The sequence below is a fragment of the Winogradskyella damuponensis genome, from assembly GCF_039538385.1.
Taxonomy (GTDB): domain Bacteria; phylum Bacteroidota; class Bacteroidia; order Flavobacteriales; family Flavobacteriaceae; genus Winogradskyella; species Winogradskyella damuponensis.
In genome coordinates this window covers 1-12,447 of sequence record NZ_BAABCB010000007.1, presented here as the reverse complement: position 1 = coordinate 12,447, position 12,447 = coordinate 1, and the positions used below count along the sequence as shown (strand labels likewise).

The window sequence follows — 12,447 nt, the reverse complement described above, 5'->3', positions numbered from 1 at the left end:
TTATGGCACACGAGCATAAATTAGAAATATTTAGAGGACGTTGGAAGTTTAAATCTAACACACAAAAAATTTGGGGAGTTTTAGGATTCTTAACTTTTGTAACCTTAATAGAAGTTGTATTAGGGATTTATAAACCAGATGTTTTGATGCATACTTGGATGAGCCCTTTTGAAGGTGGATTCTTTGCTACATTAGGTAATATACTGTTCTCACCAATCGTTTACATGAAACCGTTAAACCTTATCTTCATATTATTAACCATTGTAAAAGCATATTACATTACTTGGGATTTCATGCACATGAGAGATGAAACTGGTAGTATGAGAAAAATGGTTGTATGGACAGGTGTTTTTCTTATCTGTTATTTAATTTTTATCTTGTTACAAGAAGGAGGTTATGTCTTTGAAGTATACAATGGTACAGATAGTTTAATTAAGAGAGATTTTTAAAACAAAATAAAGTTTATACACTAAGATAAATCAAAGTGTTAAATACAATTAAAAGGTGGTTTTTCTAAACCACCTTTTTTATTTTTGCAATCTAATAGTTTATGCTAAACTAAGGTTAATTCTGCAGTTGATAAAAGCACTTAAGAACTAGGATTTTATTCTTCAAAAAATGAAAGCAGACAAAGTAAAACGCAATATAGTTCTTGGTATATTATTCTTTTTACCAGTTGCATTTTTATTGATGCTCTACCCCGCTAAACACAATTACGAGCCTTTAAATGTTGTAAACGAAAAGGTTTCTGATACTAAAGGGTTCTACACAGATAGAGCAGATTCTATTGTATTAAAAAATCATATTACTGTTCTAGGTTTTTTAGGTAAAAGCCCTTTAGATAAAATGATTTCGGCATCAAACCTAAAAGAATTAGTGTATGATAAATTTAAAGGATTTAAGAACTTTCAAATTGTAATTGTTGTTCCAGAAGGTACAGAAGAGGATGTAAAAGCATTAAAAAAAGAAATTAATACTTACGAAGATTTAAAGTTTTGGCATTACGCATTTGGCACTGAAGGCGAAATAAAAATGCTCTTTAATACCTTGAAATCAAAAGAAAGATTATCTGAAGATTTATCAACAAACAATGTGTTTATCATAGATAAAGACTTAAATCAGCGTGGTAGAATTGATGGGAGAACAGAAAGGGAAATAGAAGATAAGAAACCAGCATTTAGTGTTTATTCTTATAATACCATTGAGGTTTCCGAAATTAAGAATATGATGAGTGACGATGTTAGAGTTCTATTTACAGAATACCGTCAAAAACGCGAAGGTAAATTTGATGATTCTAATACAAGAAGAAGTAAAGAAATAAAAAAAGACAATGAGTAAAAAAACTAATTATTCATACATAGGTATTGCATTTATTATTTTAGTTTTTGGAATTATCTTTGTTCCAAAAATAATTGACCGTATTAGCGAAGGTGATATTACCAGAGACGAAAGTCGGAGTAAAAATGTTTCAAACGCTACTACAGAAGAAAAAAACACAAAGCAAAATAAAAGTGATTTAAGCTATTTAGAAATTAATGGGCAACCCAAAAAAGTGCCAGCATTTAGTTTTATAAATCAAGATGGTAAAATCATTACCAATGAAGATTATTTAGGAAAAGTTTATGTCGTAGAGTTCTTTTTTACCACATGTCCAACCATTTGCCCTATAATGAACAGAAATTTAGTAGAAGTTCAAAATGAATTTAAAGACTTTAAAGATTTCGGTGTGGCCTCTTTTACAATCACACCAGATATTGATACACCAGAAGTTTTAAAGGCTTATGCAGATAAATACGATATCTCAAATCCAAACTGGAATTTTTTAACAGGTAGTGAAGTTGCTATATACAAACTAGCCAACGAAGGGTTTAATTTATACACAGCAAAAGATGAGAGTGTAGAAGGTGGCTTTGAACATTCAGGAAACTTTGCTTTAATAGATAAAGAAGGCTTTATAAGATCAAGAAAAGATAATTTTGGAAACCCTTTAATCTTTTATAATGGGTTAGTTCCTGAAGCAGTGGGCGTTGATGAAGATGGCATTGGGCAAGAAATAAGCATTTTAAAAGAAGATATTGCTAAACTTTTAAAAGAGTAGTTATGAGTTCTGTAGATATAGAAAAAGAAAAAAAGTATAATAAATGGATTGTTGTATTATCCATCGTTATTCCATTAGTGGTTGCAGCCTTATTTGGTGTTAATCTCCGTAAACTTGGTTTTGATGTAGAGCCGTTAACAATTTTACCTCCAATTTACGCTACTATAAATGGTTTAACTGCAATAATTTTAATCTTAGCTTTTTTTGCTGTAAAAAATAAAAATATAGTACTTCATGAAAACTTAATGACTACCGCTATTTGGAGTTCCGTTATTTTCTTAGTGCTTTACGTTGCTTATCATATGACGAGCGATTCTACAAAATTTGGAGGAGAAGGTGTTATTAAATACATTTATTATTTTATATTAATTACACACATTGTACTTTCAATCGTTGTGATTCCTTTTGTGTTAATTACCTATGTTAGGGCAATAACTAATAATATAGAGCGACATAAAAAAATCGCAAAAATCACATTTCCATTGTGGTTATACGTCGCTGTAACAGGCGTTATAGTATATTTAATGATTTCGCCTTATTATATATAATTATGCAACGTAAAATTATATTTCTCATATTTTCTTTATTTTTCTTTCTAAGAACTAATGCGCAATGTGCTATGTGTAGAGCTGTTTTAGAAAGTGGTGAAGATCAATCTGCAGCAGAAGGTATTAACGATGGAATTGTCTTTTTAATGGCTGTGCCTTATATTTTGGTTGGGACAATTGGTTTTATTATTTACAGAAAATTTAATAAACCACAAAAAGCAAAAAATACAGAGGAAACTCTGTAACATATTACCTTTTTAAGAGTCTTAGCTGTAAGTACATGTATATGTATTAACAGTTTATTGGCATAAAAGCCTAATGAATTTTCTTAAAATTACACTCGCTAACTAACCATAATTATGATTCAAATTAAGGATTTACATAAATCTTACCATATGGGAAGCAATTCGCTTCACGTTTTAAAAGGTATTAATTTTGATGTAAAAGAAGGAGAACTCGTTTCTATAATGGGGTCGTCAGGCTCAGGTAAATCTACATTGTTGAATATTCTTGGGATGCTAGATGAGGCCGATGAAGGTGAGTATATTCTAGATAATGTTCCTATTAAAAATCTTAATGAAAAAATAGCGGCCAAATATAGAAATGAATTTCTAGGTTTTATCTTTCAGTCATTTAATCTTATCAATTATAAAAGCGCATTAGATAATGTATCTATGCCGTTATACTACAAAGGTGTTAAGCGAAAAGAACGTACCGAAAGAGCTATGCATTACCTTGAAAAGGTAGGTTTAGCACAATGGTCTCACCATTTACCAAGCGAACTCTCTGGTGGTCAGAAACAACGTGTTGCTATTGCGAGAGCATTGGCTAGTGATCCTAAAGTATTGTTAGCAGATGAGCCAACCGGAGCTTTAGATACCAAAACGTCTTATGAGGTTATGGAGCTTATTCAAGGAATTAATGACGAAGGGAAAACAATATTAGTCGTCACTCATGAAGACGATATTGCACATATGACTAAACGCATCGTTAATCTTAAGGATGGTTTAATCATTGATGATAGTCCAGTAGAACAAATTAGAGCATCAGCACATGTTTGATTTAGAACGTTGGCAAGAAATCTTTGAAACGTTAAGCAAAAATAAATTGCGAACGTTTTTAACAGGTTTATCTGTTGCTTCTGGTATTTTTATTTTAGTTATACTTCTTGGTTTTAGTCAGGGCATTGCAAACGGTGTAAAATCACAGTTTGAACAAGATGCAACCAACAGAGTTTCTGTTTGGACAGGTGTTACAACAAAAGGTTACAAGGGCTTAAACCCTGGACGCTATATTCAACTTAAAAACTCAAGTTTTGATGCCGTTGTAAATGAATATGATGATTATTTAGATTACCGAACAAAAGATTATATGATTTGGGGCGGAACCATATCTTATAATAACGAAACAGGCAACTACAGAGTTCGAGGTACCTTACCCGACAATCAATTTATTGAAAATGCAGATATTGGATCAGGGAGATTTATTAATCAATCAGACATCAATGAAAGCAAAAAAGTGGCTGTTATTGGGAACAAAATAAAACAAGACCTTTTTAAAGGTGAAGATCCAATAAATCAAAATGTTCAAATTTTTGGAATGAACTTTAAAGTCGTAGGTGTTTTTTTTGATCCAGGTGGAGATCGAGAAGAAGGTCAGGTTTATATTCCTGTTAGTACGGCTCAAAAAGTTTTTAATGCTGGAGATAACATTAGAAATATGGCCTTTACTGTGAAGATGGCAGATGATTTTGATGAAGCTGTAGCCATGTCTAATGCTATTGCTTTAGGTATAGAAAGAAAAATTAAAGAAATTCATACAGTTGCTCCAGATGACGTAAGTGCCGTTAGAGTAAATAACACTCTAGAACAGGCCGAAAAAATCTATTCTTTAGTAGCAACTATACAAGCTGTATTTTGGTTTGTAGGTATTGGTACAATCATCGCTGGTATTGTTGGTGTTGGTAATATTATGCTTATTATCGTAAAAGAACGAACTAAAGAAATCGGAATCCGAAAAGCTTTAGGGGCTTTGCCAATGTCTATTGTTGGAATGATATTACAAGAGGCTGTTTTTGTAACAATGTTTGCTGGTTTGTTTGGGTTAATTTTTGGACTCGGATTGCTAGAACTTGTAGGACCATTAATAGAAAGTGACTTTATTAAATACCCACAAGTAGATTTTAATATTGCAATAACCACAGTGTTTTTGTTAGTGTTTGCAGGTGCTTTAGCTGGATTTATTCCGGCATATAGAGCGGCAAAAATTAAACCCATTGTAGCACTTAGAGACGAATAATATGTTTAGTAGAGACCGTTGGGATGAAATACTTGAAGCTTTAAACGCTAATAAATTTAGAACGTTTCTAACGGCGTTTGGCGTGTTCTGGGGCATCACAATCTTAGTACTGTTGTTGGCTTTAACCAATGGGCTTAAAAATGGTGTAACTGCAGATTTTGGTGATTTTGCAACCAATTCTATGTTTATGTGGACTCAAGGCACCTCTAAACCTTATAAAGGATTGCCAAAAGGACGTTATTTTAGTTACAAAATAGGAGATGTTGCCGCAATAAAATCTGAGATTCCTAATTTAAAATATGTGTCTCCTAGAAATCAATTAGGAGGATATAATGGTGCTAATAACGTTACTAGAGGTACAAAAACAGGTGCATTTGAAATTTATGGAGATTATCCAGAGTTTATTAAACAGCAGCCTATGGACATTCTTCAAGGACGTTTTATTAGTTATTCAGATATAGAGGCCAAACGAAAAGTATGTGTTATAGGTACTGGTGTTGTAAAAGGACTGTATGATAAAGAAGAAGAGGTTTTAGGAACTTATATTAAAGTCAATGGTGTTAATTTTTTAGTTGTTGGCACTTTTAAAATGAGTAATAGTCAAGGGGATGGAGAGCAAGACGCAAGCACTATATACATACCATTTACAACCTTTGGTCAAGCATTTAATAGAGGCGAAAATGTAGGTTGGATGGCAATAACAGCAGTTGATGGTGTAAGTATTACATCGCTAAAACAACAAGTTTTCGATTTAATGAAATTTAGACACAAGGTAGATCCAACAGACGAACGAGCTATTGGTCATTTTGATTTGTCAGAACAATTTGAGCGTATTAACGGGTTGTTTTCAATATTAAGTTTAGTTGGGTATTTTGTAGGAGCCTTAGTTTTAATGTCTGGTATCATTGGTATTAGTAATATTATGCTTATTGTAGTAAAGGAACGTACCAAAGAAATTGGAGTAAGGCGTGCTTTAGGGGCAAGTCCATGGAGTATAAAATCACAAATTTTACAAGAAAGTCTTATCTTAACAATACTGTCTGGTATGGTTGGGATTTCATTTGCAGCGTTTGTCATTTGGGTGATGAATATTATTTTAGATAATGCTGGCCCAGTAGACAATTTTGCAAATCCAAGTGTAAGTATGCAGGTCGTATTTACAGCTTTAATCATACTAATAGTTTCCGGTGTTTTAGCGGGGTTAATTCCAGCAAATAGTGCCACAAAAATGAAACCTGTAGACGCTTTAAGAAAAGAATAAAATTATATCAATCATAATCATGAAAAGAACTAAAACCGTAATTATACTAATCGCCATTGTAGCTGTATTTGGAATCTCTCTCTTTTATTTGTGGCAAAAGAATCAAGAAGATCCTATAACTTACACTTCAGAATCTCCAACAGAAGAAACTATTATTGTTAAAACTGTAGCTACTGGAAGTATTGTGCCAAAAGAAGAAATTTTAATTAAGCCCAATATATCAGGTGTTATAGAAGAAGTGTTTATTGAAGCAGGTGAGTATGTAGAGCAAGGTGATCTTATAGCGCAAATAAAGGTAATACCAAATGCTTCGTCTTTAACAAGTGCAAAAAACAGTATTGCTAGTAATCAAACAGCACTTCAAACAGCAAAAATAAACTTACAAACTCAGCAATCTAATTACGATAGACAAAAGGCATTGTTCGAAAAAGGAGTGATTTCTGCAAATGATTTTGAAGGTATCAATAATGCTTATTTGCAAGCAAAGCAAAGTGTAGAGCAAGCAAAAATTAATTTAAATTCAGCATCTCAAAACTATGATATTATTAAAACGGGTACCACATCTGGTTTAGGAAATATTGCACAAACACAAGTAAGAGCAACTGTTTCAGGTATGGTTTTAGACGTTCCTGTAAAAGCGGGAAATCAGGTTATTGAAGCTAATAATTTTAATGAAGGAACGTCAATTGCATCATTAGCAGATGTAAAACAAATGATTTTTGAAGGCAAAGTAGATGAGAGTGAAGTTGGCAAAATTAAAGAAGGCTTACCATTAGAAATTACTGTTGGTGCTATTGAAGATAAAAAGTTTGATGCAGTGTTAGATTATATTGCTCCAAAAGGAGTGGCAGAAAATGGTGCCATTCAATTTGAAATAAAAGGGTCACTTAAAAAAATGGATTCTACATTTATTAGAGCAGGTTTAAGTGCCAATGCTTCTATTATTATAGAAAAAGCAGAAAAAGTTTTGGCAATCAAAGAAGCTTTAGTGCAATATGATAACGAAACCAAAAAACCTTACGTAGAGGTAGAGGTTGGTGATCAGAAATTTGAAAGAAAAGATATAGAGTTAGGGATTAGCGATGGTATTTTTGTTGAAGTTAAAAGTGGTGTTTCAAAAACCGACAAAATAAAAATTTGGAACCAAGTACAAGGAATCCCTAAATATGCACAATAATAATTTTTAACATTTAGTGTAACACTTTAAGATTTACATAGACAAATAGGCATCATGAAAAAACAAATCATAATAATATTCCTCTTTTTAGGAGTTATAGCACAAGCACAAAATAAGAAATGGACACTTCTTGAGTGTGTTAATTATGCATTAGAAAATAACATTTCCATTAAGCAATCAGATTTAGATGTTGATTTAGCAGACATTGACAAGAAACAGGCATCTTCCAATTTTTTGCCTAATCTTAACTCTAATGTTTCCTACAATATAAATACTGGTGCAAACATTAATCCTGCAACAAATCAATTTGAAAACAATACATTTAAATCAGCTTCTAGTGGTCTAAATTCAAGTATTAATATATTTTCTGGATTATCTAATTGGAAAACACTTCAAAGAGCAAAAATTAATAAAATTGCTTCAGAGTATCGTTTAGAGAAAATGAAAGATGATATTTCATTAATTGTAGCGAATTCATTTTTACAAATTTTAGCTAATAGAGAGCAGCTAAAAGTATTACAATCTCAAAACAAATTGACAAAAGAAAATCTTGAGAACACACAAGAATTAGTTAATGCAGGTGTTTTACCACAAGGTGATTTGTTAGAAATAAGAGCTACAGATGCCACACAAGCTCAGCAAATTATAGCAGCTGAGAATGCACTATTTTTATCTAAGTTGGGACTCGCGCAAACACTGCAATTAAAAGATTATGAAAGTTTTGACATTGCAGATGATGATTATGGTTTGGTGCCAGCAGATATTTTAGATAAAGATGCTTCTGAAATTGTTGCAAAAGCAAAAGAAGAGGTTAATGACATTAAGATTGCTCAAACCAGTTTTGAATTAGCACAAAAAGATTTAGAATTGGCAAGAACCAGTTATTATCCTACTCTTTCTGGGTTTTTAGGTTACAATACACGTTGGGCAAGTACACAAATAGACCCTCTTACAGGAGGAGATATTCCTTTTGTAGACCAGTTATATATATTTGATGGTACGTCTGTAGGATTACAGTTAAATGTTCCTATTTTTAATAGATTTAACGTGCGTAATAATGTAAAACGCAGCAAAGTAAATGTAGAGCGTTTAAAATACCAATTAGAACAAACAGAAATAGATTTAGAATCTACGGTTTATCAAGCCTATAACGATGCTAAAAACTCTAAAAAGGCATATGAAGCAGCATTACAAACCGAAGAAGCGCGTCGTTTAGCTTTTGAATACGCAAAAGAACGTTATGATGTTGGTTTGTCAAATGCTTTTGATTTTAATCAATCTAGAGCAACTTACGAGAACTCTCAATCAGATGTTGTGCGTACAAAATATGATTATATTTTTAGACTTAAAATTTTAGAATTTTATTTCGGTTTACCAATAACAGATTTAAATTAGAATAAAATGAGTAAAACATTAAAAATTATCATTGGAATTGTCATTCTTGTCCTTGTTCTTTTAGTAGCAGGATCTAAAATGGGATGGTTTGGTAAAAAGGGAAATTTCAAAAGTGTAATTGTTAAGGAGGTAACTTTAAAAGATATTGTAGAAACGGTATCTGCTACTGGAAAAATTCAACCAGAAATAGAGGTGAAAATATCTTCGGAAGTTTCTGGAGAAATATTAGAATTACCTTTTAAAGAAGGAGAAGAAGTTAAAAAAGGAGACTTGTTAGTTAGAGTAAATCCAGATTTAATTCAGTCTGCAGTGAGTCGTTCGCAAGCATCTTATCAAAATGTTAGAGCAGGTTTAGAACAAGCAGAAGCTAATTTAAAACAAGCTAAAGCAGATTACGATAGAAGTAAAATTCTTTTTGATAAGGGAGTTATTTCTAAGGCAGATTGGGATAAATCTATTGCGACGTATGAAAGTGCCGTTGCAGGAAAAAACTCAGCATACTACAATGTGCAAAGTGCAGCAGCTACAGTAAATGAAGCTAAGGATAATTTAAACAGAACCACAATTTATGCGCCAATGAGTGGAACAATTTCACTTCTAAGTGTAGAATTGGGAGAACGTGTTGTTGGAACACAGCAAATGGCTGGTACTGAGATTTTACGTGTAGCTAACCTTAATAATATGGAAGTTGAGGTAGATGTTAATGAAAATGATATTGTAAAAGTTAATATTGGAGATTCTACCATTGTTGAAGTAGATGCCTATTTAAAGAAAAAGTTTAAAGGTGTTGTTACAGAGATCGCTAACTCAGCAGCAGGAACTCTAGCGGCAGACCAAGTCACAAATTTTAAAGTAAAAGTTAGAATAATTGAAGAGTCTTATAGAGATTTAACAGAAGGAAAACCAGAGTCCTATTCGCCTTTTAGACCAGGAATGACAGCAACTGTAGATATAATTACAAAAATGCGTAAAGATGCTATTTCTGTGCCTATTAGCGCAATTGTAATTAAAACAGATACCAGTTCTACTAAGAAGCCTTATAGTAAGCGTGTTGTTGAAGATGAAAATACAGAAGAGGAAGAAAAGAAGTTTGAGTGTGTCTTTGTTAATGAAAATGGTAAGGCAAAATTAAGAGTTGTTAAGACAGGAATTCAAGATGATACTAATATCGAAATTATTTCAGGCTTAAACAAAGATGATAAAATCATTACAGGACCCTATAATATGGTTTCTAAAATGCTTAATGCAGGTGATTTAATAGAGGAAAAGAATAAAAACTCAGCTTCTTCAGACAGTACAGAAGAATAGTTTAATAGATATTTGACAATGGCATTAGTGCTAAATATAGAAACAGCAACAACAAATTGTTCGGTCTCTCTGTCTAAAGATGGAGAGACTTTAGTTTTAAAAGAAGATAATAGTTTAGGCTATTCTCATGCAGAAACATTACACCTATTTATTGATGAGGTTTTTAAAATTGCAAAAATTAAACCTTCAGAAATTGATGCTGTGGCTGTGAGTAAAGGACCTGGTTCTTATACAGGTTTGCGAATAGGTGTATCCTCGGCAAAAGGTTTGTGTTTTGCACTTAATAAACCTTTGATTGCCATTTCAACTTTAGAAAGTTTAGCCTGTCAAGTGAAAATAGATGACGGGTTTATAATTCCTATGTTAGATGCTAGGCGTATGGAAGTGTATGCTGCTATATATAATTCAAATTTAGAACTAGAGAGAGAAATTAAGGCTGAAATTCTCACAGAAGAAAGCTATATGTCACTTCTTGAGACGAATAAAGTTTATTTTATAGGTAGTGGTGTAACAAAAACAAAAGCTTTAATTCAGCATCCCAATGCTGTTTTTATTGATGGAAAATTGCCTTCTGCTAATGAGATGTCATCTTTAGCTGAAATTAAATACAAAAAAAGCGACACCGAAGATGTCGCTTATTTTGAACCTTATTACTTAAAGGATTTTGTAGCTTTAAAAAAGAAAGCTTAAGCTTCTTTATGTATTTCTACTTGATGTGGATAAGGTATTTCAATACCCGCCGCATCTAATGCTTCTTTTACGCTTTCGGTTACTTCAAAGTAAACAGTCCAGTAATCTTCAGTCTTACACCAAGGTCTTACCACAAAGTTAATTGAGCTATCTGCTAATTCAGATAAAGCAATTGTTGGAGCAGGATCTTTTAATATTAAAGGATGTGCCGCTAATACTTTGCTGAATACGTCTTTTGTTTGTTTGATATCTGCATCATAACTTACACCAAATACTAAATCGACTCTTCTTGTACCTTGTGTTGTGTAGTTTACAATGTTGCCGTTAGAAAGCGATCCATTAGGAATAATGATTTCTTTATTAGAAAGACCAATCAATTTGGTCGTAAAGATTTCAATTTCTTTAACCACTCCAATTTCTCCTTGAGCTTCTATTAAATCTCCAATTTTAATGGGCTTAAAAATCATAATTAAAACTCCACCAGCAAAGTTTGCTAAAGAACCTTGTAAGGCTAAACCAATAGCTAAACCAGCAGCGGCAATAATAGCAGCAAATGACGTTGTTTCAACACCCACTGTGCTTAATACAACAATAATGAGAAGAATTTTTAAAATCCAATTAATAAGATTTACTAAGAATTTTTTTAGGCTTTCGTCATAGTTGCCTTTGTTCATTGCTTTAGTAGCACCTTTTAAGAGCATTTTAATTACCCAGCTACCAATAATCCATATAAGTATAGCTCCAATAACTTTAGGGCCAAACTCAATAATAAAATTGTAGCCTGCGTCAATCCATTTTTGTGTTTCCATGTTGGTTTAATTAATTTATGTTAAAAAAAAGTCGGTTAACTTTATACCGATTAATACGTTTATTTTACTTCAAAAGTTAACTTTAAGTTCACTCTAAATTCTGTAACATTATTGTCTTTAACAATTGCACTTTGATCTTGCACATAAACAGATTTAATGTTTTTTACTGTTTTTGATGCTTCTTTTACTGCTTTTTTAGTTGCGTCTTCCCAACTTTTATCTGAATTAGATAATACTTCTATAACTTTTAATACTGCCATAATTTATATTTGTTTTATAAGGTTTATATTTTTTAGAAACTGTTTTTTTAAAATAGTCACTTTAAAATCAATGAAATTTAGCTATAAATAGCATTAGCGGTTAATAGTGTCATCGTTTTGTGTGCCTTTTAGTCCATTTTAATGTACAGTACATGTAGATCAAGGATAAATAAAGCAAATTCTATGATCTAGAATTTTTAGATACTCAAAATGTAGAATTGAGTGCAAAACAAACAAATGTCAGAACAATATGAGACTTTTGTTCTTTACAACTTTTAATAATCTTAAAGTTAATGAATTTTTAACCATTTAGAGCATGTGTAGTGCTGGAATTGCTCTAAATACTATTTAAGCGTACTTACTACAACTGTTTTGCATCTGTTGTTTTAAATGTGGAGTAAACAACCAATACAAAATCAATATTCCGATGGGATTATTACGACTAAAAAAATAACCTACAAAAACATATTTTAGATGTCTAAGCAGGTTATTTTATTAGAATTTATTTAATTGTAGCAGAATTTAATTCTGTTTTTAATTAGGTAGATTATAATGTGTTGATATACTCAAATAAAGTAATTAAATCTTCATCCTTTTTGAGAC

The 12,447-nt window shown here is 31.9% G+C and carries 14 protein-coding genes; 12 read left to right on the top strand and 2 right to left on the bottom strand.

What is annotated here, in order from left to right:
* Positions 1-2 precede the first annotated feature (2 nt).
* The 12 genes from ABD730_RS04300 (at position 3) to tsaB (ending at position 10,775) form a co-directional block, all read left to right on the top strand.
* Positions 3-449 carry a cytochrome C oxidase subunit IV family protein gene (locus ABD730_RS04300; protein WP_215927840.1) on the top strand — a complete coding sequence of 149 codons (447 nt, stop codon included), beginning with the start codon at positions 3-5 and terminating at the stop codon, positions 447-449.
* 169 nt (positions 450-618) lie between these two features.
* Positions 619-1,338, top strand: coding sequence for a hypothetical protein (locus ABD730_RS04295; protein ID WP_334471589.1), 720 nt, complete (start codon positions 619-621; stop codon positions 1,336-1,338).
* A complete protein-coding gene (locus ABD730_RS04290; RefSeq protein ID WP_344712841.1) occupies positions 1,331-2,098 on the top strand; it encodes an SCO family protein in 768 nt (255 codons plus the stop codon). The genes ABD730_RS04295 and ABD730_RS04290 overlap by 8 nt, the downstream gene beginning before the upstream one ends.
* Before the next feature lie 2 nt (positions 2,099-2,100).
* On the top strand, positions 2,101-2,646 hold the full coding sequence (locus tag ABD730_RS04285) for a DUF420 domain-containing protein (RefSeq protein ID WP_334471591.1): 546 nt from the start codon (positions 2,101-2,103) through the stop codon (positions 2,644-2,646).
* A 2-nt stretch (positions 2,647-2,648) separates the two neighbouring features.
* On the top strand, positions 2,649-2,891 hold the full coding sequence (locus ABD730_RS04280) for a hypothetical protein (RefSeq protein WP_215927836.1): 243 nt from the start codon (positions 2,649-2,651) through the stop codon (positions 2,889-2,891).
* Positions 2,892-3,005: 114 nt separating this feature from the next.
* The gene (locus tag ABD730_RS04275; protein WP_215927834.1) at positions 3,006-3,707 is read left to right on the top strand and encodes an ABC transporter ATP-binding protein; all 702 of its coding nucleotides are present in this window, start codon (positions 3,006-3,008) and stop codon (positions 3,705-3,707) included.
* Positions 3,700-4,944 (top strand): ABC transporter permease, encoded by a 1,245-nt coding sequence (locus ABD730_RS04270; protein WP_334471595.1) that lies wholly within the window; start codon positions 3,700-3,702, stop codon positions 4,942-4,944. The genes ABD730_RS04275 and ABD730_RS04270 overlap by 8 nt, the downstream gene beginning before the upstream one ends.
* 1 nt (position 4,945) lies before the next feature.
* On the top strand, positions 4,946-6,205 hold the full coding sequence (locus tag ABD730_RS04265) for an ABC transporter permease (protein WP_215927831.1): 1,260 nt from the start codon (positions 4,946-4,948) through the stop codon (positions 6,203-6,205).
* 19 nt (positions 6,206-6,224) lie between these two features.
* Positions 6,225-7,382 (top strand): efflux RND transporter periplasmic adaptor subunit, encoded by a 1,158-nt coding sequence (locus tag ABD730_RS04260; RefSeq protein ID WP_344712837.1) that lies wholly within the window; start codon positions 6,225-6,227, stop codon positions 7,380-7,382.
* Positions 7,383-7,436: 54 nt separating this feature from the next.
* Positions 7,437-8,777 (top strand): TolC family protein, encoded by a 1,341-nt coding sequence (locus tag ABD730_RS04255; protein ID WP_334471599.1) that lies wholly within the window; start codon positions 7,437-7,439, stop codon positions 8,775-8,777.
* A gap of 6 nt (positions 8,778-8,783) precedes the next feature.
* Complete coding sequence (locus ABD730_RS04250) at positions 8,784-10,085, top strand: efflux RND transporter periplasmic adaptor subunit (RefSeq protein WP_344712835.1); 1,302 nt, start codon at positions 8,784-8,786, stop codon at positions 10,083-10,085.
* Between the two features lie 18 nt (positions 10,086-10,103).
* Positions 10,104-10,775: a tRNA (adenosine(37)-N6)-threonylcarbamoyltransferase complex dimerization subunit type 1 TsaB gene (tsaB, locus tag ABD730_RS04245; RefSeq protein ID WP_334471602.1), complete on the top strand. Its 672-nt coding sequence runs from the start codon at positions 10,104-10,106 to the stop codon at positions 10,773-10,775.
* Here tsaB and ABD730_RS04240 read toward each other — a convergent pair.
* Entirely contained in the window at positions 10,772-11,584 is an 813-nt protein-coding gene (locus tag ABD730_RS04240; RefSeq protein WP_334471603.1) for a mechanosensitive ion channel family protein, read from the bottom strand. The genes tsaB and ABD730_RS04240 overlap by 4 nt on opposite strands.
* 59 nt (positions 11,585-11,643) lie before the next feature.
* Complete coding sequence (locus tag ABD730_RS04235) at positions 11,644-11,844, bottom strand: dodecin family protein (protein WP_215927820.1); 201 nt, start codon at positions 11,842-11,844, stop codon at positions 11,644-11,646.
* Positions 11,845-12,447: the final 603 nt, after the last annotated feature.

Bases quoted from the DNA above. Each gene is read 5' to 3' on its own strand.
- ABD730_RS04300 (WP_215927840.1), top strand. From the start codon at position 3: ATGGCACACGAGCATAAATTAGAAATATTTAGAGGACGTTGGAAGTTT.
- ABD730_RS04295 (WP_334471589.1), top strand. From the start codon at position 619: ATGAAAGCAGACAAAGTAAAACGCAATATAGTTCTTGGTATATTATTC.
- ABD730_RS04290 (WP_344712841.1), top strand. From the start codon at position 1,331: ATGAGTAAAAAAACTAATTATTCATACATAGGTATTGCATTTATTATT.
- ABD730_RS04285 (WP_334471591.1), top strand. From the start codon at position 2,101: ATGAGTTCTGTAGATATAGAAAAAGAAAAAAAGTATAATAAATGGATT.
- ABD730_RS04280 (WP_215927836.1), top strand. From the start codon at position 2,649: ATGCAACGTAAAATTATATTTCTCATATTTTCTTTATTTTTCTTTCTA.
- ABD730_RS04275 (WP_215927834.1), top strand. From the start codon at position 3,006: ATGATTCAAATTAAGGATTTACATAAATCTTACCATATGGGAAGCAAT.
- ABD730_RS04270 (WP_334471595.1), top strand. From the start codon at position 3,700: ATGTTTGATTTAGAACGTTGGCAAGAAATCTTTGAAACGTTAAGCAAA.
- ABD730_RS04265 (WP_215927831.1), top strand. From the start codon at position 4,946: ATGTTTAGTAGAGACCGTTGGGATGAAATACTTGAAGCTTTAAACGCT.
- ABD730_RS04260 (WP_344712837.1), top strand. From the start codon at position 6,225: ATGAAAAGAACTAAAACCGTAATTATACTAATCGCCATTGTAGCTGTA.
- ABD730_RS04255 (WP_334471599.1), top strand. From the start codon at position 7,437: ATGAAAAAACAAATCATAATAATATTCCTCTTTTTAGGAGTTATAGCA.
- ABD730_RS04250 (WP_344712835.1), top strand. From the start codon at position 8,784: ATGAGTAAAACATTAAAAATTATCATTGGAATTGTCATTCTTGTCCTT.
- tsaB (WP_334471602.1), top strand. From the start codon at position 10,104: ATGGCATTAGTGCTAAATATAGAAACAGCAACAACAAATTGTTCGGTC.
- ABD730_RS04240 (WP_334471603.1), bottom strand. From the start codon at position 11,584: ATGGAAACACAAAAATGGATTGACGCAGGCTACAATTTTATTATTGAG.
- ABD730_RS04235 (WP_215927820.1), bottom strand. From the start codon at position 11,844: ATGGCAGTATTAAAAGTTATAGAAGTATTATCTAATTCAGATAAAAGT.